At 75.2% G+C, this 21087-nt stretch carries 18 protein-coding genes; 9 read left to right on the top strand and 9 right to left on the bottom strand.

All coding sequences use genetic code 11. From position 1 onward, the window contains the following. Positions 1-60: 60 nt before the first annotated feature. On the bottom strand, positions 61-1866 hold the full coding sequence (sucB, locus tag ND486_RS16335) for a 2-oxoglutarate dehydrogenase, E2 component, dihydrolipoamide succinyltransferase (RefSeq protein WP_251785019.1): 1806 nt from the start codon (positions 1864-1866) through the stop codon (positions 61-63). A gap of 53 nt (positions 1867-1919) precedes the next feature. After that, positions 1920-3311 carry a dihydrolipoyl dehydrogenase gene (lpdA, locus tag ND486_RS16330; RefSeq protein WP_251785018.1) on the bottom strand — a complete coding sequence of 464 codons (1392 nt, stop codon included), beginning with the start codon at positions 3309-3311 and terminating at the stop codon, positions 1920-1922. Positions 3312-3512: 201 nt separating this feature from the next. On the opposite strand from lpdA, the gene ND486_RS16325 reads away from it, so the two are divergent. After that, positions 3513-3920 (top strand): oxidoreductase, encoded by a 408-nt coding sequence (locus ND486_RS16325; RefSeq protein WP_251785017.1) that lies wholly within the window; start codon positions 3513-3515, stop codon positions 3918-3920. A gap of 9 nt (positions 3921-3929) precedes the next feature. Here ND486_RS16325 and ND486_RS16320 read toward each other — a convergent pair whose 3' ends face one another. Further along, the gene (locus tag ND486_RS16320; protein WP_251785016.1) at positions 3930-4778 is read right to left on the bottom strand and encodes an SDR family oxidoreductase; all 849 of its coding nucleotides are present in this window, start codon (positions 4776-4778) and stop codon (positions 3930-3932) included. Positions 4779-4858: 80 nt separating this feature from the next. Here ND486_RS16320 and ND486_RS16315 point away from each other — a divergent pair, with 80 nt between their 5' ends. Then, positions 4859-5431, top strand: coding sequence for a hypothetical protein (locus ND486_RS16315; RefSeq protein WP_202968194.1), 573 nt, complete (start codon positions 4859-4861; stop codon positions 5429-5431). Between the two features lie 7 nt (positions 5432-5438). Here ND486_RS16315 and ND486_RS16310 read toward each other — a convergent pair whose 3' ends face one another. Then, entirely contained in the window at positions 5439-6947 is a 1509-nt protein-coding gene (locus tag ND486_RS16310) for a leucyl aminopeptidase (RefSeq protein ID WP_374231430.1), read from the bottom strand. 216 nt (positions 6948-7163) lie between these two features. Between ND486_RS16310 and ND486_RS16305 the strand changes: the two genes are divergently transcribed. The 3 genes from ND486_RS16305 to ND486_RS16295 all read left to right on the top strand — a co-directional run bounded on the left by ND486_RS16305 (position 7164) and on the right by ND486_RS16295 (position 10864). After that, on the top strand, positions 7164-8522 hold the full coding sequence (locus ND486_RS16305; protein WP_251785015.1) for a hypothetical protein: 1359 nt from the start codon (positions 7164-7166) through the stop codon (positions 8520-8522). A 19-nt stretch (positions 8523-8541) separates the two neighbouring features. Then, positions 8542-9669 (top strand): glycine cleavage system aminomethyltransferase GcvT, encoded by a 1128-nt coding sequence (gcvT, locus tag ND486_RS16300; protein WP_251785014.1) that lies wholly within the window; start codon positions 8542-8544, stop codon positions 9667-9669. A gap of 73 nt (positions 9670-9742) precedes the next feature. Beyond that, complete coding sequence (locus ND486_RS16295; RefSeq protein WP_251785013.1) at positions 9743-10864, top strand: branched-chain amino acid aminotransferase; 1122 nt, start codon at positions 9743-9745, stop codon at positions 10862-10864. A 112-nt stretch (positions 10865-10976) separates the two neighbouring features. Here the strand turns inward: ND486_RS16295 and ND486_RS29810 are convergent, their stop codons facing one another. The 3 genes from ND486_RS29810 to ND486_RS16280 all read right to left on the bottom strand — a co-directional run bounded on the left by ND486_RS29810 (position 10977) and on the right by ND486_RS16280 (position 14881). Then, on the bottom strand, positions 10977-11873 hold the full coding sequence (locus tag ND486_RS29810) for an endonuclease domain-containing protein (RefSeq protein WP_251785012.1): 897 nt from the start codon (positions 11871-11873) through the stop codon (positions 10977-10979). Positions 11874-12053: 180 nt separating this feature from the next. Continuing rightward, complete coding sequence (locus ND486_RS16285) at positions 12054-12929, bottom strand: adenosylcobinamide-GDP ribazoletransferase (RefSeq protein WP_251785011.1); 876 nt, start codon at positions 12927-12929, stop codon at positions 12054-12056. After that, positions 12926-14881 carry a bifunctional adenosylcobinamide kinase/adenosylcobinamide-phosphate guanylyltransferase gene (locus tag ND486_RS16280; protein ID WP_308215851.1) on the bottom strand — a complete coding sequence of 652 codons (1956 nt, stop codon included), beginning with the start codon at positions 14879-14881 and terminating at the stop codon, positions 12926-12928. The genes ND486_RS16285 and ND486_RS16280 overlap by 4 nt, the downstream gene beginning before the upstream one ends. Before the next feature lie 42 nt (positions 14882-14923). Here ND486_RS16280 and ND486_RS16270 point away from each other — a divergent pair, with 42 nt between their 5' ends. Then, positions 14924-15538 (top strand): VOC family protein, encoded by a 615-nt coding sequence (locus tag ND486_RS16270; RefSeq protein WP_251785010.1) that lies wholly within the window; start codon positions 14924-14926, stop codon positions 15536-15538. 24 nt (positions 15539-15562) lie between these two features. On the opposite strand, the gene ND486_RS16265 is transcribed toward ND486_RS16270, so the two are convergent. Next, positions 15563-16228, bottom strand: a complete 666-nt coding sequence (locus tag ND486_RS16265) for a DUF3043 domain-containing protein (protein ID WP_073574146.1) — start codon at positions 16226-16228, stop codon at positions 15563-15565. 38 nt (positions 16229-16266) lie between these two features. Here ND486_RS16265 and ND486_RS16260 point away from each other — a divergent pair, with 38 nt between their 5' ends. The 3 genes from ND486_RS16260 to ND486_RS16250 all read left to right on the top strand — a co-directional run bounded on the left by ND486_RS16260 (position 16267) and on the right by ND486_RS16250 (position 18939). Next, positions 16267-17382: a glycerate kinase gene (locus ND486_RS16260; protein ID WP_251785009.1), complete on the top strand. Its 1116-nt coding sequence runs from the start codon at positions 16267-16269 to the stop codon at positions 17380-17382. Between the two features lie 125 nt (positions 17383-17507). Next, the gene (locus tag ND486_RS16255; RefSeq protein ID WP_062395963.1) at positions 17508-17879 is read left to right on the top strand and encodes an iron-sulfur cluster assembly accessory protein; all 372 of its coding nucleotides are present in this window, start codon (positions 17508-17510) and stop codon (positions 17877-17879) included. 124 nt (positions 17880-18003) lie between these two features. Beyond that, positions 18004-18939, top strand: a complete 936-nt coding sequence (locus tag ND486_RS16250) for a carbohydrate kinase family protein (RefSeq protein ID WP_251785340.1) — start codon at positions 18004-18006, stop codon at positions 18937-18939. 67 nt (positions 18940-19006) lie between these two features. Here the strand turns inward: ND486_RS16250 and asnB are convergent, their stop codons facing one another. Then, positions 19007-20953 carry an asparagine synthase (glutamine-hydrolyzing) gene (asnB, locus tag ND486_RS16245; protein WP_043282739.1) on the bottom strand — a complete coding sequence of 649 codons (1947 nt, stop codon included), beginning with the start codon at positions 20951-20953 and terminating at the stop codon, positions 19007-19009. Positions 20954-21087 lie beyond the last annotated feature (134 nt).

Raw genomic sequence — 21087 nt, 5'->3', positions numbered from 1 at the left:
GTGACGACGGCGGCCCGCCCCGGGTGGACCGGGACGGGCCGCCGTGTGTCGCGGGGGTGCCTACAGGCCGAGCTCGGCCTCGAAGGCGCCCTCCTCCAGCCGGGCCTTGACCGCGGACAGGAAGCGGCCGGCGTCGGCGCCGTCGACCAGGCGGTGGTCGTAGGTCATCGGCAGGAAGCAGACCGAGCGGACGGCGATGACGTCGTCGCCCTCGGGGCCGGTGACGACCTTCGGCTCCTTCGAGATCGCGCCGGTGCCCAGGATGGCGACCTGGGGCTGGTTGATGATCGGCGTGTCGAACAGCGCGCCCGCGGACCCGATGTTCGTGATCGTGAAGGTGCCGCCCGACAGCTCGTCCGGACCGATCTTGGAGTCGCGGGTGCGGGCCGCGACGTCGGCGATCTTCTTGGCGATCCCGGCCAGCGACAGGTCGTCGGCGTCCTTGATCACCGGCACGAGCAGGCCGCGCGGGGTGTCCACGGCGATGCCCATGTGCACCGAGCCGTGGTAGGTGACCTGCTTGTTGTCCTCGGAGATCGAGGCGTTCAGCGACGGGAACGCCTTGAGCGCCTCGATGGTGGCCTTGGCGATGAACGCCAGGAAGGTGAGGTTGGCGCCCTCACGCTTCTTGAAGTCCTCCTTGACCCGGTTCCGCAGCTTGACGATGCGGGTGAGGTCGACCTCCTGGACGGTGGTCAGCTGCGCCGAGGTCGCGAGCGACTCGTTCATCCGCTGCGCGATGACCTGGCGCAGGCGCGGGAGCTTGACCGTGGTGCCCGGCTCCGGCGCGTTGTCCGCGCGGGTCGGGACGGCCTTCGGCTCCTGGGGCGCGCCACCGGAGGCGGGCTGCGCCGCCGGGGCGGACGGCTTCTCCTGCGCCGGGGCCTTCGCCTGCTCGGCGGCGGCGAGGACGTCCTGCTTGCGGATGCGGCCGCCGACGCCGGAGCCGGTGACCGAGTCGAGGTCGACGCCGTGCTCCTGGGCCAGCTTGCGCACCAGCGGGGTCACGTAGGGCTTCTCGCCCGAACCCGAGCCCGAGCCGTTCGAGGAGGGCTCGATCCTCCCGGCGGGGGAGTCCTCGGAGCCGGCCGGGGCCTTCTCCTGCTTCTCCTCGGCCTTGGGGTGCTCGGCCTTCGGCTCCGGCTTCGGCTCGGCCTTCGGAGCCTCCTTCTTCGGCTCCTCCTTCTTCTCCGGAGCCTTCTCCTGCTTCGGCGCCTCGTCCTGCGCCGGGGCGGCGGAGCCGTCGCCGACCAGCGCGAGCTGCGCGCCGACCTCGACGGTCTCGTCCTCGGCGACGGTGTGCTCGAGCACGGTGCCCGCGACCGGCGAGGGGATCTCGGTGTCGACCTTGTCGGTGGAGACCTCGAGCAGCGGCTCGTCGACCTCGACGGCGTCGCCGACCTGCTTGAGCCAGCGGGTCACGGTGCCCTCGGTGACCGACTCGCCGAGCTCGGGCATCGTGACCGGGGTGCCGGAGCCCCCACCGGACGACGAACCACCGGAGGACGGCTCCGGGGCCTCCTCCTCGGCCTGCTCCGGCTCGGGCTCGGGCTCCGCCTCGGTCTCCGCGGGCTCCTCGGCCTTCCCGGAGGAGCCGGAGTCGGACGAACCGGCGTCGTCGGCCTCGTCGGCGTCGCCGATGACGGCGAGCTCGCCGCCGACCTCGACCGTGTCGTCCTCGCCCGCGATGATGCGCTTCAGGACGCCCGCGGCGGGCGACGGGATCTCCGTGTCGACCTTGTCGGTCGAGACCTCGAGCAACGGCTCGTCGACCTCGACGGTGTCGCCCTCGGCCTTGAGCCAGCGGGTGACGGTGCCCTCGGTGACACTCTCGCCCAGGGCGGGCATCTCAACGGTGACGGCCATGTCGGGTGGAGCTCCTCTTGTTCCGCGTGGGTGTTCGGGTTGTGGGGCCGGGATCAGCCGTGGGTGTGCAGCGGTCTCCCGGCCAGCGCGAGGTGGGCCTCTCCGAGGGCCTCGCTCTGTGTGGGATGGGCGTGGATCAGGGCGGCGACGTCGGTGGGCAGAGCCTCCCAGTTGTAGACCAGTTGCGCCTCTCCGACGAGCTCCCCGATCCGGGAGCCCACCATGTGCACGCCGAGGACGCGTCCGCCCTGTCCGGCGGGCCCCTGGGCGACGAGCTTGACCGCCCCGGAGGTCTGCAGGATCTGCGACTTCCCGTTGCCGGCCAGGTCGTAGGTCAGGGTGTGCACCTCGCCGTGGAGGTCCCGCGCGGCCTGCTCGGTCAGCCCGACCGAGGCGACCTCGGGGTCGCAGTAGGTGACGCGCGGGATGCCGTCGTCGGTGACGGGGCGGGGCGCGAGCCCCGCGACGTCCTCGGCGACGAAGATCCCGTGGGCGAAGCCGCGGTGGGCGAGCTGCAGGCCGGGGGTGACGTCCCCGACGGCGTACACGCCGTCGAGGTTCGTGCGCAGCCGCTCGTCGACGGTCACGAAGCCGCCGTCCATCGCGACGCCGGCCTCGGCGAAGCCGTGACCGGTGGTGTTGGGGCCGCGGCCGACCGCGACCAGCAGCAGGTCGGCCTCGATCTCCTCACCGGACTCCAGCGACACGGTGACGGTGTCGCCGCTGCGGGTCGCCTTCGCGAACCGCACCCCGGTGCGGGCGGTGATCCGGCGCCGCCGGAACGCCCGGGCCAGCTGGGTGGAGCAGAACTCGTCCTCGTTCGGCACGAGCCGCGGCAGCGCCTCGACGATCGTGACCTCGGCCCCGAACGAGCGCCACACACTGGCGAACTCGACGCCGATCACGCCGCCGCCGAGCACGACGACCCGGCGCGGGGCCTCGTCGAGGGAGATCGCGGCGTCGGAGGTGACGATGCGGTCGTCCAGCTCCAGGCCGGGCAGCGACCGGGCGTAGGAGCCGGTGGCGAGCACGACGTGGCGGCCGGTGATGCGCTCGTCGCCGACCCGGACGGTGCCGGGGCCCTCCAGGATGCCCGCACCGGGCACCACGGTGATCCCGCGCGAGGCGACCAGGCCCTGCAGGCCCTTGTACAGCCGGGAGACCACGCCGTCCTTGTAGGCGTTCACCCCGGCCATGTCGACGCCGTCGAACGTGGAGCGGATGCCGACCTGCGCGCCGTCGCGGGCCTGGTCGGCCACCTCGGCCGCGTGCAGCAGCGCCTTGGTGGGGATGCAGCCGCGGTGCAGACAGGTGCCGCCGAGCTTGTCCTTCTCGACCAGGACCACCGACAGGCCCAGCTCCGCGGCCCGCAGCGCGCAGGCGTAGCCACCGGAGCCGCCGCCCAGGATCACCAGGTCGGCGGAACGAGCGCCCGGGTCGGACACCGATCAGCTCCCTCCGGGGGTCACCGCCGGTGGACCGGCTCCGCCGGACGGGACCCCGCTACGCGGCGCCCATCTTGTCATCCGGCCGCGACTGCGCCAGTGGGGTGTCGGGAGCAAATCCGTGATCCCGTTCGTTGGGCCCTCGGAGCTACCGTGTCCGGTTCGTAGGGGTGCGACCGGATCGACGAGAGGAAGACGCGCATGGGTCTGCTCGACCTGTTCCGGTCACGTGGACCGTCGGGCCCCAGGTCCGGCCGGGGATCCGGCTCCGGCGGGAGGCGTGGCGCGTACGCGGAGGGGGAGGCCCACCTGCGTGAGTGGTCGGCCGCCCGGATCGGGGTCGAGGCCTTCGTCGAACCGCGCACGACCGTGACGGAGACGACGGTGGTCTTCGTCGCCCACGACGGCGAGTGGACCCGCAGGCGGGTCGCGAACCCGAACGCGGCGAAGAAGCTGGCCCGGTCGCTGCAGATGCCGATCTACGACGTGCAGCTCGTCGGGTACCCGAACCGGATGCGCGAGCACGACGCCCGCGACCGCGCCCTGCGCAAGCGCGAGCGCCGGGAGCGGATGCTGCGCGAGCTGCGGGCCAAGGACCGCGACGCCTGACCCGCCGGGTCAGGGGCGCAGCGAGCGGGCGCGCCGCTCGCCGAGCGCGCGCATCGCGGGCTCCAGGCGCAGTGCGGGCCCGGGGGCGAGCGCGGTGAGGCGCAGCAGCGCGCCCCGCCAGGCGGGCAGCGTCCGGTAGACCCGGCCGGTGCCGAACATCCCGACCAGCGCCGTCGCGACCTGCTCGGGGGTGACCAGCACCCCGGACCGCACGAGCGCCTGGCCCTGGCCGCCGGGCGTCATCGAGCGCAGCAGCTCGGTGTTCACCCCGTCCGGGCAGACCGCATGCACCCCGATGCCCTCCCGGCGCACCTCCGAGGCCAGCGCGGACACCACGGACAGCGCGCCCGCCTTCGACGCCGCGTACACCGACAGGCCCGGAACCGGGCCGAGGCCGGACAGCGACACGGTCACGCCGATCTCGCCGCCGCGGGCCGTCCCCGCCGCCGCCTGCTCGCGGAACGCCGTCACCGCGGCCCGGGCACCCCAGATCGGGCCCAGCAGGTTGACCTCGACCAGCGCGCGGGCGCGGGCCTCGGCGATGTCGGTGACGGTGCCGTCGAAGCCGACGCCGGCGTTGCTCACCCAGGCGCCCAGCGGCGCGAGCTCGCGGGCCCGGGCCACCGCCGCCGCGGACGCGGCCGGGTCGGTGACGTCGCAGGCGGTGCCGGCGGCCGCCCCGATCCGGGTCGCGGTGGCCTGCGCCGCGGCCTCGTCGAGGTCGGTGACCAGCACCCGGTAGCCGCGCCCGACGAGCTCGCGGGCGATCTGCTCGCCGATGCCGCGGGCCGCGCCGGTGACCACCGCGGAACGGGGGGAGTGCGCGGGGACCTCGTGTCGACGACGCTGCCGGCTCATGGGCGGCAGTATGCCCTACCCGTGGGTAACCCCCGGTCCGGTGTCGCCGCCCGGATCCGGTCCGGCCAGACTCGGGCCCCGTGACGGCCGCGATGCACCTGCCCCGCTTCCTCGTCCGCCAGCGGATCACCCTCGGCGTGAACCGCTACGACGTGCACGCCGCGAACCCCGACGGCAGCGCGGGCGCGCTCATGGCGTTCGCGCAGCAGAAGCGGTTCGCCTTCAAGGAGCAGGTGACCTTCTGGTCCGACGACAGCCGCTCCCGCGCGGTGTTCTCCTTCCGCGCCCGCCAGCGTCTCGACGTCCGCGCCGAGCACGACGTCCTCGACGAGCACGGCCGGGTGATCGGCACCTTCGGCAAGCGGTTCGGGGCGAGCCTGCTGCGCTCGACCTGGACGCTGACCGCGCCGGGCGTCGCCGCGACCGGGCGCGAGCGCAGCCTCGGCGTCGCCCTGCTGCGCCGGGTGGCCGAGAACCTGCCGCTGCCGTACCACTTCGACGTCACCGAGGACTCCGGCGGCACGCTGCTGATGAGCAGCGACCGGCGGTGGTCGCTGCGCGACTCCTACGACGTCTCCGTCCCGGACCCGCGCATCGACTTCCGCCTGGCCGCCGCCTTCGCCGTCGCGCTGGACGCGTTGCAGGACCGCTGATCCGGGGTCAGCCGTTCGCGGCCACGTCCTCCAGGAACGCCAGCAGGGTGCGCACCGGCACCCCCGTGCCGCCCTTGGTGGTGTAGCCGCGCGGCCCGCCGGTGTTGAACGACGGCCCCGCGATGTCGATGTGCGCCCACGGCAGCCCGGCGGGCACGAACTCCTTGAGGAACACCCCGGCCAGCAGCATCCCGGCGAACCGCTGCCCGCTGACGTTGCTGATGTCGGCCACCCGCGAGTCCAGCTCGCCGCGCAGGTACTCCGGCAGCGGCATCGCCCAGGCGTCCTCGCCGGCGGCGGTGCCGTGCGCGGCGACCCGGTCGCGCAGCTCGTCCGACCCCATCACCCCGGCGGTGCGCATGCCGAGCGCGACGAGCTGGGCGCCGGTCAGCGTCGAGGTCTCCACCAGGTAGTCGGGGTCGTCCTGGGCGGCGCGGACGATCGCGTCGGCGAGGATCAGCCGTCCCTCGGCGTCGGTGTTGAGCACCTCGACGGTGGTCCCGCCGAACATGGTCAGCACGTCGCCGGGCTTGTACGCCGTCGACGACGGCATGTTCTCCGCCATCGGCACGGTCGCGGTCACCGTGACCGGCAGCTCCAGCTTCGCGGCGAGCACCACGGTCGCGACGACCGCGGCCGCCCCGCCCATGTCCGAGGTCATGTCGGCCATGCCGGCGTTGGGCTTGAGCGAGATGCCGCCGGTGTCGAAGGTGATGCCCTTGCCGACGAGCGCGACCCGCTTCGACGCGGCCGGGCCGCCGTTCCAGGTCAGGCGCACCAGCCGGGGCGGGTTCGCCGACCCCTTCCCGACGCCGGTGACGCCGCCGTAGCCGTTCTCCCGCAGCGCGGCGTCGTCGAGGACCTCGGTGACCAGCCCGGCACGCTCGCCCAGCGCCACCGCGTGCGCCGCGAAGGTCTCGGGGACCAGCACGTTCGGCGCGGTGTTGACCAGGTCCCGGGCGGTGACGACGGCCTCGGCGACGAGCGTCGCCCGCCGCACGGCCGCGTCGTCGGCGCCGGTGAACGACCAGCTGCCGACCGGGGCGGCCGTGGCGTCGGTGGAGGTCCGGTGCCGGTCGAAGCGGTAGCCGCCCAGGACGGCGCCGACGACCGCGGCCTCGGCATCGACCGCGGACAGCGTGCTCAGCACCGAGCCGGTCCCGGCCAGCGTGCGGGCGGCGGCACCGGCGGCGCGGCGGACCGCCTCGGACGCCTTCGGCCCCTCGGCCGGGCGGCCCAGACCGACCGCGACCAGACGCGGCGCGGACAGCGCGCCGCGGGTCGGCAGCGACACGACCTGCTCGGCCTTCCCGGTCGCGCCGACGGTGGTGAGCAGCTCCAGCAGCTCCCCGGAGAACGCGGCGTCGACGCCGGCGGCGCCCGCGGCCAGCGCCGGGCCGGTCCCGTCGGCGGCGTCGGCCGCGGGGGCGTGCAGACCGACCACGACGGCGTCGACGACCGCCTCCGGCTCGGCACCGCGGTGTGCGGCGGTCTGCGGGAGGGTCGGGACGTCGATCGGCACGGGTGGCACTCCTCGGGGTCGGACGGGAACGGTGGGTATCGGACGAGTGGTTCCGGGTCGCCCGATCTCACCCTGCGTGGCCGGTGCACACGTCCCGTGCGCCGGGTGGGTGGGGAGCCGGGTGGCGGGCGGGACGACGAGACCGGACCGAGATGGTAATGACACCCCCGCGGCGCCGCGCGGCACAGGGGTGGATGGGAAGGTGAACGGGTGCCTCGCCCCCCGTACCGGATCCCGACCGTGACCGCGGTCGTCGTCGCCCTCTCGGCGACGTTCGGTACCGGGCTGTACGCGGCGCTCGGCCCCGCGGCCGCGTCGGCGGGCACCTGGTTCCCGCTCGGGGTGCTCCTCGCCGCGCTGCTCGCGCTCGGCGTGGTCGGGTCGACCGCGCACCTGTCGCTCGCCCGCCCGGCCGGTCCGGAGCTGGCCCGCGGTGACCTGCCCGCCCCCGCACTACGGCTCGGGGCGGTCGCGCGGGTGACCTCGCGGGCCGCCGCCGGGTCGGCCGCGGCGCTGGTGTTCGGCGCCTACGTGCTGCCCACCCAGCCGGTGACCATCGCGGTGGTGGCGGTGCTCGCCGTCGTCGCGGTGAACGCCTTCGGGGTGCGGATCTCGCCCGGTGCGGCGCGCGGGCTGGTGGTGGGCACGCTGCTCGCCCTGACCGTCGCGATCGTGGTGGGGCTGCGGGCGGACGGCCCGCACGCGGTGCTGTCCTCGGCGATGCCCGCCGCGGCCACCGGAGCCGGCATCGCCGGCGACGGCGCCGGGACGCCCGACGACCCGGCCGTCGCCACGCTGCAGGCCGCGATCGAGCCGGGCCCGCTCGGCGTGCTCACCGCCGCCGGGTTCGTGTTCCTCGCCTTCACCGGGCTGTCCCGCGTCGCCGAGCTCGGGGGCAGCCTGCGGGACCCGGTGCGGGCGATCCGCCGGGCCCCCGCACTCGCCGTCGTGATCACGACGGTGCTGCTGCTCCTGCTGTCGGCGGCCCTGCTGCGCGGGCTCGGTGCGTCCGGGCTGGCGTCGGCGTCGGCCCCGCTGGCCGCGCTGATGGACACCAGCAGCAGCGCCCAGGTGGGGGTGCTGGTGCGGGTCGGTGCCGCCGCCGCGACGGTCGCCGCACTGCTCGGGGCGCTGTCGCGGGCCGCGGCCGGAGCCGCCCGGCTGTCCCGGGAGGGGGAGCTGCCCGCGTTCCTGGGCCGGGGCGGGTCGCGTGGCACGCCGTGGGTGGCCGACCTGACGCTGGGGGTGCTGACCCTGGCGATGACCCTGCTGCTGTCCGCGACGACCGCGATCGTCGTCACCGTCGTCGCGGCCCTGGTCCACCACGCCGTGCTGCACGCCGCGGTGCTCCGCCTGCCGGGACGCCCGGTGCGGGCGGCGGTCGTCGCCGTCGCCGGTGGGGTGGGGTGCCTGGCCGTCGCCGCGTCGATGCCGCCGTGGCCGCTGGTCGCGACGGCCGGGGCGCTCGCCGCGGGCTGGGTGCTGTGCGCCGTCACGGCGCGCTCGCGCGCCGGCACGGCGGCCGAGGAACCCGTGCGCCACAGCGATCCCGAGGAACAGGCGGCCTGAGGCCGATAGGGTCGCGGGCGTGACCGACGAGCTCCTGCCCAGCCCGCTGCACGACCGGCACGTCGCCCTCGACGCCACCCTCGGCGAGTTCGGGGGGTGGTCGATGCCGATCTCCTACCCGGGCGGCACCGTCGCCGAGCACACGTCGGTCCGCGAGACGGCGGGCTTGTTCGACGTCAGCCACCTGGGCACCGTCCCGATCTCCGGGCCGGGCGCGGCCGCGCACCTGAACGCCTGCCTCACCAACGACCTCGGCCGGATCGGCCCGGGCCGCGCCCAGTACACCCTGGCCTGCGACGAACGCGGCGGCGTCGAGGACGACATGATCGTCTACCTGGCCGCCGACGACGACCTGCTGCTCGTCCCGAACGCCGCGAACTCCACCCGGATCGTGTCCGCGCTCGCCGCCGGCGCCCCGCCCGGCGTCACGATCACCGACCGGCACCGCGAGCTCGCCGTGCTCGCCGTCCAGGGGCCCCGCTCCGCCGAGGCGCTGAGCGCGGCGCTCGGTGCCGCGGGGGAGGGCGTCGCGGACCTGGACTACATGGCGTTCACCGACATCGAGGGCGGTCTGAACGACGGCGGTGTGCGGATCTGTCGCACCGGCTACACCGGCGAGCTCGGCTACGAGGTCGTCCTCGCCGCCCAGGCCGCCCCGGCGATGTGGGACGCCCTGCTCGACGCCGTCCGCACCGTCGGCGGCGGCCCCTGCGGTCTCGCGGCGCGCGACACCCTGCGCACCGAGATGGGCTACCCGCTGCACGGCCACGAGCTGTCCACCGAGATCAGCCCGGTCCAGGCCGGGAGCAGCTGGGCGGTCGGCTGGGACAAGCCGGCGTTCTGGGGCCGCGACGCCCTGCTCGCCGAGCGCGCGGCGGGCCCGGCGCGGCGCCTGCGTGCGCTGCGGGCGACGGGGCGGGGTGTGCCGCGGGCGGGGATGACCGTCCTCGACGGCGAGGGGGGCAGCCCCGTCGGCGTCGTCACCTCGGGGACGTTCTCCCCGACGCTGCGCACCGGCGTCGCGCTGGCCCTGGTCGACACCGCGGGCGGGGTGGCCGTCGGTGACGCGTTGGTGATCGACGTCCGGGGACGTGCGCTGCCGGTGGAGGTCGTGAAGCCGCCGCTGGTGCCCTCGCACGTCCGCTGAGCGGGCCCACCGGCTCCCGTTCCTCGGGAATCCGACTGTTTGCCCCGTGGACAGCGGGGATACCGTTTGGGCCATGAGCGCGCCGAAGTTCTCCGTGACCCGCAACCCCGCCCCGGCGTCCCCGCAGCGGCGCGCCGACGTACTGGCCGCCCCCGGCTTCGGGCGGTACATGACCGACCACATGGTGACGATCCGGTGGACCGCCGGGACCGGCTGGCACGACCCGGCGGTCGTGCCCTACGGCCCGATGACACTGGACCCGTCCTCGATGGTCCTGCACTACGGGCAGGAGATCTTCGAGGGGCTCAAGGCCTACCGCCAGCCCGACGGTTCGATCGCGTCGTTCCGGCCCGACGCCAACGCCGCCCGGTTCGCCGGCTCCGCGCGCCGGCTCGCGATGGCCGAGCTCCCCGAGGACCTCTTCCTCGCCTCGCTGTCCGAGCTCCTCGCGGTCGACTCCGAGTGGGTGCCCGAGGCCGGCGGTGAGGACTCGCTCTACCTGCGGCCCTTCATGATCGCGACGGAGGTCGGGCTGGGGGTGCGGCCGTCGTCGGAGTACCTGTACTCGGTCATCGCGTCGCCGGCCGGGCCGTACTTCGCCGGCGGGGTCAAGCCGATGGACGTGTGGCTGGAGACCGAGTACACGCGCGCCGCGCTCGGCGGCACCGGCACCGCCAAGTGCGGCGGGAACTACGCGGCGTCGCTGCTGCCGCAGTCGGTCGGTGCCCAGCACGGCTGCGCCCAGGTCGCCTACCTCGACGCCGAGGAGCGCCAGTGGATCGACGAGATGGGCTCGAACAACCTGTTCTTCGTCTTCCGCTCCGACGACGGCTCGGTCGAGGTCACGACGCCGGACCTGCGCGGCTCGGTGCTCGCCGGCATCACCCGGGACTCGCTGATCACGGTGGCGAAGGACCTCGGGATCTCCGTGGTCGAGCGCCGCATCTCCGGCCAGGAGTGGCTCGGTGGCGCCGCGAGCGGCGTGCTGACCGAGGTGTTCGGCTGCGGCACCGCCGCGGTGATCACCCCGATCGGGACGGTCAAGCACAGCGGCGGCGAGGTGACCGTCGGCAACGGTGAGCCCGGCCCGGTCACCCTGCAGCTGCGCGAGGCGCTGACCGCGATCCAGCGCGGCGCGGCCCCGGACCCGCACGGCTGGATGCACACCCTGGTGCCGGCCCCCGCGTCGGTCTGAGCCGTCCCGGGACCGTCCACCGGTCCCGGGCCGGCCGTGCCGCTCCGACGCATGGTCACCGGTCGTGTAGTTCCGCGCCCGTCCCACGGACGCGTCGCTCCACGACCGGTGGTCACCGGCGCAGGGCCCGCCGGATCGCGGCGACGGTGCGCTCCGGTGCGTCGTGCACGTCGTGCCAGGTGAAGCGCAACAGCGTCCACCCCCGGGTGACCAGTGCGTTCCCCTTCGCCCGGTCGGCCCGGAACCGGTCGGGGTCGGTGTGCCAGGCCCACCCGTCCAGCTCGATCGCCACCCGCTCGGCGGGGAAGGCCAGATCGATCTCGCGCCCGCCGCCCATGGGCAGCCCGCGGACGGCGCCGCCGATCCCGGCGGCGCGCAGCAGCCGCAGCAGCATCCGTTCCAGCTCCGAGTCCGCGCGGTCGAGCGCGGCCACCAGCAACCGGTGCGCCGCGGCCATGCCGTGCGCGCCCGCGTTGCGGCAGTAGGCCTCGTGCAGCAGCGCCGGGTGCACGACGCGACGCTGCAGGACCCGGTCGAGGAACGCGGCCCCGTCGGGCAGCACGGCGCAGGTCTCCAGCACGGTCAAGTGCTCGGTGGTGACGGCGACGCCCCGGATCCAGGTCCGGTCGGGACCGGGCACGTCGCGCCGCCGCAGCGCGATGCCGCCGGGCGCGAGCCGCCGGGTGCCGCGGGGGAGCGTCACCCCGACGTCGCGGGGGCACCGGTCGGTCATCCCGCTCCAGCATGCGGCGGCCGGCCCGTGGACCAGCCCGGAGGGCCCGGCCCAGAGCGCCGCGGCACGGACACGCATCGCCGCGGTCGGGACGCGGGTCGCCTCGGCGAGGACGCCCGGGTGCAGATCGACCCACTCGCCGCGGGCCACCCGTCGCCGGACGGCCTGCCGGGACAGCCCGGTGGTCCGGGCCTGGGCCGCGGACAGGACCCCGTCCTGGGCGAGCAGCAGGTCACGCAGCGAGGTCGACGGAGCGGAGAGCGGGGCAGGGGGCACCGGCGCAGGATGGCGGCGCCCCGCACGGCCCGGCCCCGATCCCGCCGAACCCGTCGCAGCTGCGAATCCCGTCCATGATCACTGGTTGTGGAGTCCTGCGCCCGTCTCGCGAACGACGTGCTCCACAACCGGTGATCATGGGGCCGCCTGCCGCGTGGACCGGCTCGATCACGCCCCGGGTCACCCGGTGAGCGCGGCCGCCAGGACGACGAGGACCGCGGTGCCGCCGAGCTCGCAGGCCGCACCCAGGACGTCGCCGCTCATCCCGCCGAAGCGTCGCCGGGTGTGCCGGGCCAGGCCCACCACGAGCACCGCCGCGAGCAGTACCGCCCCGGCGACGGCGAGCACCACCCCGGCTGCGCCGAGCGTCCCGGCCCCGGCCGTGCCCGCCGCCAGGACGGCGGTGTCCTGCTGCGGCTCGACGGTGACGACCAGCGCGGTGGCCGCGGCCGCCGCCAGCCCGGCCCACCACAGCGGCGCGACCCACACCGGCTGCGACCCGGCGACCGTCGCGCCCAGACCACCCGGGCGCGCGGCGGGCGTCCCGCGCCGCGCGACCCAGCAGAACCCGGCCCGCCCGGCCGCCGCGGCCAGCGCGCAGACGACGAGCACGACCGTGGGCGGCGCGGACGCCAGCTGCGCGAGGGCGGCGGCGCGGGCGCCCAGCACCACCAGCAGCGTGACGACGGCGAACGGTCCGGCCCCGCCGTCGGCCATGATCCGCAGCGCCCGCTCCGGCGGGCCGTAGCTGCCCAGGCCGTCGGCGGTGTCGGCGATGCCGTCGACGTGCATCCCGCGCGTCGCGAGCGCGCCCGCCCCGACCGTCAGCAGGCCCGCGACCAGCGGGGACACCCCGACGGCGACCAGCCCGGTGAGCAGTGCCCCGCCCGCGACGCCGAGCCCGGCGCCGACCAGCGGCGCCCAGCGCAGGGCGGCCGCGGCGACGCCGTCGGGCAGCGCGCCGTCGTCGGAGGTGCGGACCCGGGCGGGCACGACGGTCAGCCAGCTGACCGCCAGCGCGAGCCCCGCGAGGGGACCGGGCCGGGGTCCGCTCACCGGCCGGCGCCTGCCGGCACCGTCACGTCACCCGGGACGACGCCCGTGTCCTGCGCGGTCCCGGTCTCGGCGAGCAGCCGCGCCGCGGTGACCAGCAGCGGCAGCGCCGTCACCGCGGCGGTGCCGTCCTCGGTGCGCACCGCCAGGTCCAGCAGCGGCACCAGCGACAGGTGCTCCAGGACGAGCGTCGCGGCCGGTTCGGTCGACGGCTGCGCGGCGACCCACCAGTCCTTCGCCCCGGGGGCCAGCTCGTCGGCGAGCAGGGCCGCCGCGCCGACGGCCAGACCGTCGAGCACCGCGGGCACCTTGCGCTCCGCGGCCCGGGCGAGGAACCCGGCGAGCACGATCAGGTCCGTGCCGCCGACGGTGCGCAGCAGCGCCAGCGGGTCGCGCAGGTGCGGACGGGCCCGGCGCAGCGCGTCGCGGATCGCGACGGCCTTGCGCATCCAGGCGCGGTCGTCGATCCCCGAGGCCCGCCCCACGACGGCGACGGGCTCGGCCCCGGTCACGGCCGCGACGAGCGTCGCGGCGGGGGTCGTCACGCCGACGGCGAGCGTCGCCGGGATCAGCAGGTCCGCGCCGGCGTCGATCTCGGCGTCGGCCAGCCGCCGCCCGGTCAGCCACGCCGCGGTGGCGCGGTCACCGTCCAGGGCGTCCTCGCGGTCGATCCGGCCGGTGCCGTGCGCGACGAGCCAGCCCGGCTCGGCGCCCTCGGCCCCGGACACGAGACCGACGTCGACGACCCGCACGGTCGCCCCGGCGGCCCGCGCGGCGACGGTGACCGGCAGCCGTCCGGCCGCGGCGGCGGTGGCGCGCACCGCGGACACCTGCGGCGGGTAGGCCGAGACGCCGTTCCCGGCGATGCCGTGGTCGGCGGCGAGCAGCACCACCCGGGCGCGCACGGGCGCCTGCGGGGGACAGGTGCCCTGGCAGGACGCCAGCCACACGCCCAGCTCGCCGAGCCTGCCGAGCCCGCCCGTGGGCATCGCGAGCCCCTCGACCAGGGCGACGGCCGCGCGGCGGCTGCGGGAGTCCGGCCGCCCGACGGTGACCGGGACGATCTCCACGTCGGACTCGGTGACCGAGGCGGGGGTCGTCGCGGCTCCCGCGACGGCGCCCGCGGCCGCCCCGGTCGCGGGGAGGACCGCACCCGGGACCCCGGCGGGGGTGCCCGCGACGTCGCCGTCGGGGTCGGCGACGTCGGTGCCGACGGGCCCGCCGGCTCCGGCAGCCGGGACACCGGTCCCCTCGGGAGCCGCGGACCCGGTGGCGGAGCCGGGCGCGCCTGCTCCCGCGGCGTCGAGCCCGGAGCCGGGGCCCGCCACGACGGGACCGGCGGGTGGTCCCGCGGCCGACGCCGTGGGGACGGGTGTCGGGGCGACACCGGTCCCCGGCTCGGTGACGGCGGGAGCGGGCAGGGTGAGCGCCCGCCCCGCCACCACCAGCACGACGTCGTCGCACACCCGCGCGACGGCGGCGTTCAGCTCACCCAGCCGGTCCCGGAACAGCCGCCCGGCGCGGGTGTCCGGCACGACCCCCAGCCCGGTCTCGGCGGAAACCAGCACCAGCGGTCCCGGTGCGGCGGCGACCGCGGCGACCAGGCCGTCGACGGCGGCGTCGACCGTGGCGGGCACGACCGGGGCGTCCCAGGCACCGGCGTCGTCGAGGACCCCGGTCAGCCAGGTCGCCAGGTCGTCGACCAGCACCGGGCCGGGCCGGGCGAGGGCGGCGGACAGCTCGGTGCCGCCGACCTCCTCGGTGGTCCAGTGGGCGGGACGCCGGGCGGTGTGCGCGGCGATGCGCGCGTCCCAGTCGGTGTCGCCGGGGATCCGCCGGCCGGTCGCGAGGTAGCGGACCGCCGCGTCGTCGCCGAGCAGTTCCTCGGCGTGCCGCGACTTGCCGGAACGCGTGCCCCCGAGCACGAGCGTCCGCAGTTCGACGGGAGGAGTCACGCCGCACATCGTGTCCTACCGGTCCCCGGTAGCGTCGCGAAGGTGCTCGATCATCTGGTCCTGGCCACCCCCGACGTCGACGACACCGCCGCTGACCTGGCCGGACGTCATCTCCACACGCTCGAGGGCGGGCCGCACGTCGGTGTCGGCACCCGCAACCGGCTGGCCGGGATCGGGCCGGGCCGGTACCTGGAGGTGGTCGGCCCCGACCCCGCGCAGGACGAGCCGGACGCACCGCGCCCGTTCCGGATCGACACCCTGACCGCACCCGCGCTGGTGACCTGGGCGGTGCGTGTCGACGACCTCGACGCCGCGCTCGACGCGGCCCGCGCCGCCGGGCACGACCCGGGACCCGCCCGGGACATGTCCCGCAGGCGCCCGGACGGCACGCTGCTCGCGTGGCGGCTCGCGTTCCCGCCCGACGACGGGGGCGGGGTGCTGCCGTTCCTCATCGACTGGGGCGCCACCCGGCACCCGTCGTCGGACCTGCCGGTCCCGGCGAGCCTGCGCACGCTGCGCCTGACCCACCCCGATCCGGAGCGGGTGACCGCACTGCTCGACGCGGTCGGTGCGGGTGGGGAGGCCGAGGTCGTCGCGGGGGAGTCGCCGTCGCTGCAGGCCGTGCTGGACCTGCCCGGCGGGCCGCTCGTGCTCTGAGAGCAGGGGCCCGCCGGGACGGTGTCAGACCGTGTCGCCGCGCTTGACGCGCGGCTTGGGCACCCGCATGCGGCGCGGCTGGGTGGCGCGGGAGAACGCGTACCACCCGGTGCCGAGGCCCTTGATCTCCTCGTCGGGGAACTTCGCGCGGGCCTTCTTCAGGACCTGCATGCCCAGCAGCGTGCCCTCGACGACCATCACGATCAGCATCAGGAACGTGAACAGCGTGACGTACTGCTGGATCACCGGGTTCTGGATGAGCGCGGCGACCAGCACGAGCGCGGCCAGCGGCAGGAACAGGCCGATGACGTGCGGGCGCGAGTCGACGATGTCGCGCACGTACGCCCGCACCTTGCCGCGGTCGCGGGGGAGCAGCACGCGGTCGTCGCCGGCGTCCATCCGCTTGCGGCGCTCCAGCGCCTTCGCCCGGCGCTCGTCCTTCGACGGCCGGGTGGCGCGGGCCAGCTTCGCGGCCTCCCGCTGGGTACGCGGCGGGGGCGGCGCGGGACCGCGCCGCCTGCCCTCGGCGTCACGGCGCTTCGGTGTCGCCCGGCCCTTGCCGGGGGTGGTGTGGGGACGCGAGCGGGTCGCGCCCTCGTCCTCCGTCTCCGCAGCGTCCGTGCCCGCCGGGGACTCGACGGCCGTCTGACCGGCCTGGTCGGAGCTCTCGGAGCGGCGCAGGAACCTCACAGGTGTCCACAATACGGGCCGCCGCTAGCCTGCCCCGCATGCGCATCGTGGTGGCTCCCGACTCCTTCGGCGGAACCCTCAGCGCACGGGAGGCGGCCGAGGCGATCGCCGCGGGCTGGCGGCGCGGCGTGCCCGGAGCCGACGTCGCGATCGTCCCCCTCGCCGACGGCGGCACCGGCTTCGCGGAGGTGCTGCACACCGCGCTCGGCGGGACCGTGCACGAGCTGGAGGTCACCGGCCCGCTCGGTGACCCGGTGACCGGGTCCTGGCTGCGCGTCGGCGACACGGCCTACCTGGAGTGCGCCTCGGCGTGCGGGCTGCACCACGTCCCGCGCGAGGACCGGGTCCCCGGGGTCGCCCGCACCGCGACGACGTCCGGGGTGGGGGAGCTGCTCGCCGCCGCCCGCGACGCCGGCGTCACCACCGCCGTCGTGGGGCTCGGCGGGTCCGCCACCACCGACGGCGGCGCCGGTCTGCTGGCCGCGCTCGGCGCCGTCCCCGTCGACGACGACGGCCTCCCGCTCCCGCCCGGCGGCGCGGCCCTGGACTGCTGCGCCCGTCTCGACGGGACCCCCGACCTGGGCGGGATGACGCTGGTCGCGGCGAGCGACGTCGACAACCCGCTGCTCGGACCGCACGGCGCCGCCGCCGTGTTCGGCCCGCAGAAGGGCGCCGACGACGCCGCCGTCACCGAGCTGGACGCCGCGCTGACCGTGTTCGCCGGGGTCCTCGCCGACCTGGCCGGGCGTGAGGTGCGCGACCTGCACTCGGCCGGCGCCGCGGGTGGTCTCGGCGCCGCGCTGCTCGCCCTCGGGGCGCGGGTCGAGTCCGGTGCCGGGCTGGTCCGCGGCCTGGTCGGGCTCGACGCCGAGCTGGACGCCGCCGACGTCGCCGTCACCGGGGAGGGCAGCTTCGACTGGCAGTCGCTGCGCGGGAAGCTCGTCACCGCCGTCGCCCGGGGCGCGGCCGACCGCGGGACGCCGTGCGTGGTGCTGGCCGGTCAGGTCAGCGTGGGCCGCCGGGAGGCCGCGGCGGCCGGGGTCGACGCGGCGTTCGGGGTCGCGGAGGAGTTCGGCCTGGAGGCCTCGATGGCGGACCCGGCCGGGAAACTCGCCGACCTGGCGGAACGTGTCGCACCGCGCTGGAGCCGGTGAGCCCCGTCACCCGCCCGTCGGCGATTCGCACGGTCTCCGCACGGATGCGGACCGGCCCGACGTCGTACTATGGATTCCGACGCCCGGTGGGAACAGGGCGGACCACGCACGTTGTTGGGAGAGTCATGACCGTTGACAACACCTTGGACGCGGGCGCGACCACGGAGCAGACGCACGGCGTGGAGCTGACCGACTCCGCTGCCGTCAAGGCGCGCACCCTGCTCGAGCAGGAGGGCCGCGACGACATGCACCTGCGCATCGCCGTGCAGCCCGGTGGCTGTGCCGGCCTGCGCTACCAGCTCTTCTTCGACGACCGGTCGCTCGACGGTGACCTCTTCCGTGACTTCCACGGTCTCAAGGTCGGCGTCGACCGGATGAGCGCCCCGTACCTGCAGGGCGCCACGATCGACTTCGTCGACACCATCGAGAAGCAGGGCTTCACGATCGACAACCCGAACGCGGGCGGCTCCTGCGCCTGTGGCGACAGCTTCAACTGACGTCGCACAGCAGCACCTCCGAAGGGCCCCGCCGGTGATCTCCGGCGGGGCCCTTCGCCGTCGGTGACGTAGGGTCCCCGGTGTGCCTATTGCCGTGACGGGGTCGATCGCCTCCGACAACCTCATGCATTTCCCGGGGAAGTTCTCCGAGCAGATCCTCGCCGACCAGCTGGACCGGATCTCGGTCAGCTTCCTGGTCGACGACCTGACGGTCCGCCGGGGCGGCGTGGCCGGCAACATCGCCTTCGCGCTCGGTGTGCTCGGCCAGAACCCGGTGCTGATCGGCGCCGTCGGTGCCGACTTCGCCGAGTACAAGCAGGTCCTCGACGACCTGGGTGTCGACACCTCCGGGGTGCACACCCACGACGACGTCCACACCGCCCGCTTCGTCTGCACCACCGACGACGACATGCGCCAGATCGCGTCCTTCTACACCGGCGCCATGGCCAAGTCGAAGGAGATCGAGCTCGCCCCGATCGCCGAGCGCGTCGGCGGGTTCGACCTGGTGCTCATCGGTGCCAGCGACCCCGAGGCCATGCTGCGCCACACCGACGAGTGCCGCACCCAGGGCTACCCCTTCCTCGCCGACCCCTCCCAGCAGCTCGCCCGGATGGAGGGCCCCGAGGTCCGCCGCCTCATCGAGGGCGCGACCTACCTGGTCACCAACGACTACGAGTTCGAGCTGCTGCTCAAGAAGACCGGCTGGACCGCCGAGGAGATCGGCGCCAAGGTCGGCACCCGCATCACCACCTTCGGCGAGAAGGGCGCGCTGATCGTCGAGGCCGACGGCACCGAGACCCGGATCGACGTCGTCCCGCCGACCGAGCTGGTCGACCCGACCGGCGTCGGCGACGCCTGGCGCGCCGGATTCCTGACCGCGCTCGGTGCCGGGCTGTCGCTGGAGCGTTCGGCCCAGCTGGGTGCGCTCATCGCGACCTACGTCCTGGAGTCCGACGGCCCGCAGGAGTGGACCTGGGACCGCGACGCCGCGCTGACCCGCCTGGCCGACGCGTTCGGCGAGGCCGCGGCCGACGAGCTGCGCGCCGTCCTGCCCGCCTGACCCCCTCCGGACGCCGACGGGCCGGCACCCCTCAGGGGTGCCGGCCCGTCCGTCGTGCGGGGACCGCTCAGATCTTGACCGGGTAGGTCGGGGTCGGGACCTCCGGCACGATCCGCTTCTCGACGAAGATCCCGTGCCACAGCAGGAAGACCAGCACCGCCCAGATCCGGCGGGAGTGGTCGACCGGGCCCTCGCGGTGCGCGTCGAGCATGCGGTGCACGGCCTGCAGGTCGATCAGGTGCCCGGCACCGGAGTTCTGCAGGATGTCGCGCGCCCAGGCGTACATCTCGTCGCGCAGCCAGTGCCGGATCGGCACCGGGAAGCCGAGCTTCGGCCGGTTGAGCACGTGCGGCGGGATGATGCCCTCGCAGGCCCGGCGCAGCGCGTACTTCGTGGTGCCGTTCGAGCCGTGGGTGATCTTCTGCGACTGCGGCAGCGACGAGGCGATGTCGAAGACCTCGGGGTCGAGGAACGGCACCCGCAGCTCCAGCGAGTGCGCCATCGTCATCTTGTCGGCCTTGACCAGGATGTCGCCGCGCAGCCAGGTGAACAGGTCCACGTGCTGCATCCGGGCGACCGGGTCCCAGTCGTGGCTGGCGAAGTAGTGCGGCGCCGTCACGTCCTGGTGCGACACCCGCGGGTCGTAGCCGCGCAGGACCTCGTGGAGCTGGTCGTCGCGGAAGATGCGGGCGTTGCCGTAGTAGCGCTGCTCCATCGACAGCGACCCGCGGCGCAGCAGGTCCTTGCCCCGCATGCCCTCGGGCATCTTGCGCGACGCCCGGCGCATGAGCGGCTTGAGCGTGCCGGGGACCTTCTCGAACGGCGACAGCGACAGCGGCTCGCGGTAGATCGAGTACCCGCCGAACAGCTCGTCGGCACCCTCGCCGGACAGCACGACCTTGACGTGCTGGCGGGCCTCGCGGGCGATGAACCACAGCGGGACCAGCGCCGGGTCGGCGACCGGGTCGTCGAGGTACCAGATGATGAGCGGCAGGGCCTCCATCATCTCGTCCGGCTTGACGGTGCGGACCACGTGCCGCACGCCGATCGCGGCGGCGGACTCCGCGGCCACGTCGACCTCGGAGTAGCCCTCGCGCTCGAACCCGGTGGTGAAGGTGATCAGGTTCGGGTTGTGCTCCTTGGCGAGCGCCGCGATCGCGGTGGAGTCGATCCCGCCAGACAGGAACGCACCGACGGTGACGTCGGCCCGCATGTGCTTGGCGACCGAGTCGCGCAGCACGTCGGCGATCTCGCCGTGCACGATCGCCTCCGCCTCGGCGCTGGCCGGGGCGTGGCTGGGCAGCGAGATGAACTTCGGCGCGAAGTAGCGCTGGTGCAGCGGCTCCTCGCCGGGGCGCACGGTGACGTGCGTGCCGGACTCGACGCGCGAGATCATCCGGTGCAGCGACATCGGCTCGGGCACGTACTGCAGGGTCAGGTAGTGCTGCAGCGCGGCCGGCTCCAGGTCCAGCCCGATCTCCAGCTCACCGGCCAGCGACAGCAGCGACTTCTTCTCGCTGGCGAACGCGGTGCCGACCGGGGTGGTGGCCAGGAACAGCGGCTTGATGCCGAACGGGTCGCGGGCCAGGAACAGCTCGCGCTCCACGACGTCCCAGATGGCGAAGGCGAACATGCCGCGCAGGCGCTGCACGGCGTCGGGGCCCCAGTAGTGGAACGCCGCGACGATGACCTCGCCGTCGCCGTCGGTGGCGAACGCCGCGTCGTAGGTCTCGATCAGCTCCTCACGGAGCTCGAGGTAGTTGTAGATCTCGCCGTTGAAGACGATGGTGTAGCGGGTGTCCTCGCCCGGCACCGGCCCCCAGTGCAGGGGTTGGTGGGAATGGTCCACGTCGATGATCGACAACCGGTTGAACCCGAGGACGAGGTCGTGGTCGTTCCACGTCTCGCTCTCGTCGGGTCCCCGATGCCGCGCACAGCGCAGCCCGTCGGCGATCGGGTCGACCCGGGTCGCGGCGTCCGCCCCGGCGGTCAGCAATCCCAGCAGTCCGCACACACCGGTCAGTATGCCGAGTCAGCCGGACGGGTCTCGCGCGCCCCGGTGCGAAACGGTCTTCCCGCTGCGAGACTGCCTGTTTCCCCTGCGGCGGTGACGACGTTCACGCCCTGTCCGGGAACCCCCGGGGGGCG

It is taken from the genome of Pseudonocardia sp. DR1-2, from assembly GCF_023717215.1.
Classification (GTDB): domain Bacteria; phylum Actinomycetota; class Actinomycetes; order Mycobacteriales; family Pseudonocardiaceae; genus Pseudonocardia; species Pseudonocardia alni.
The sequence above is the reverse complement of the archived record's forward strand: the minus strand, read 5'-3'. Positions and strand labels throughout refer to the sequence as shown.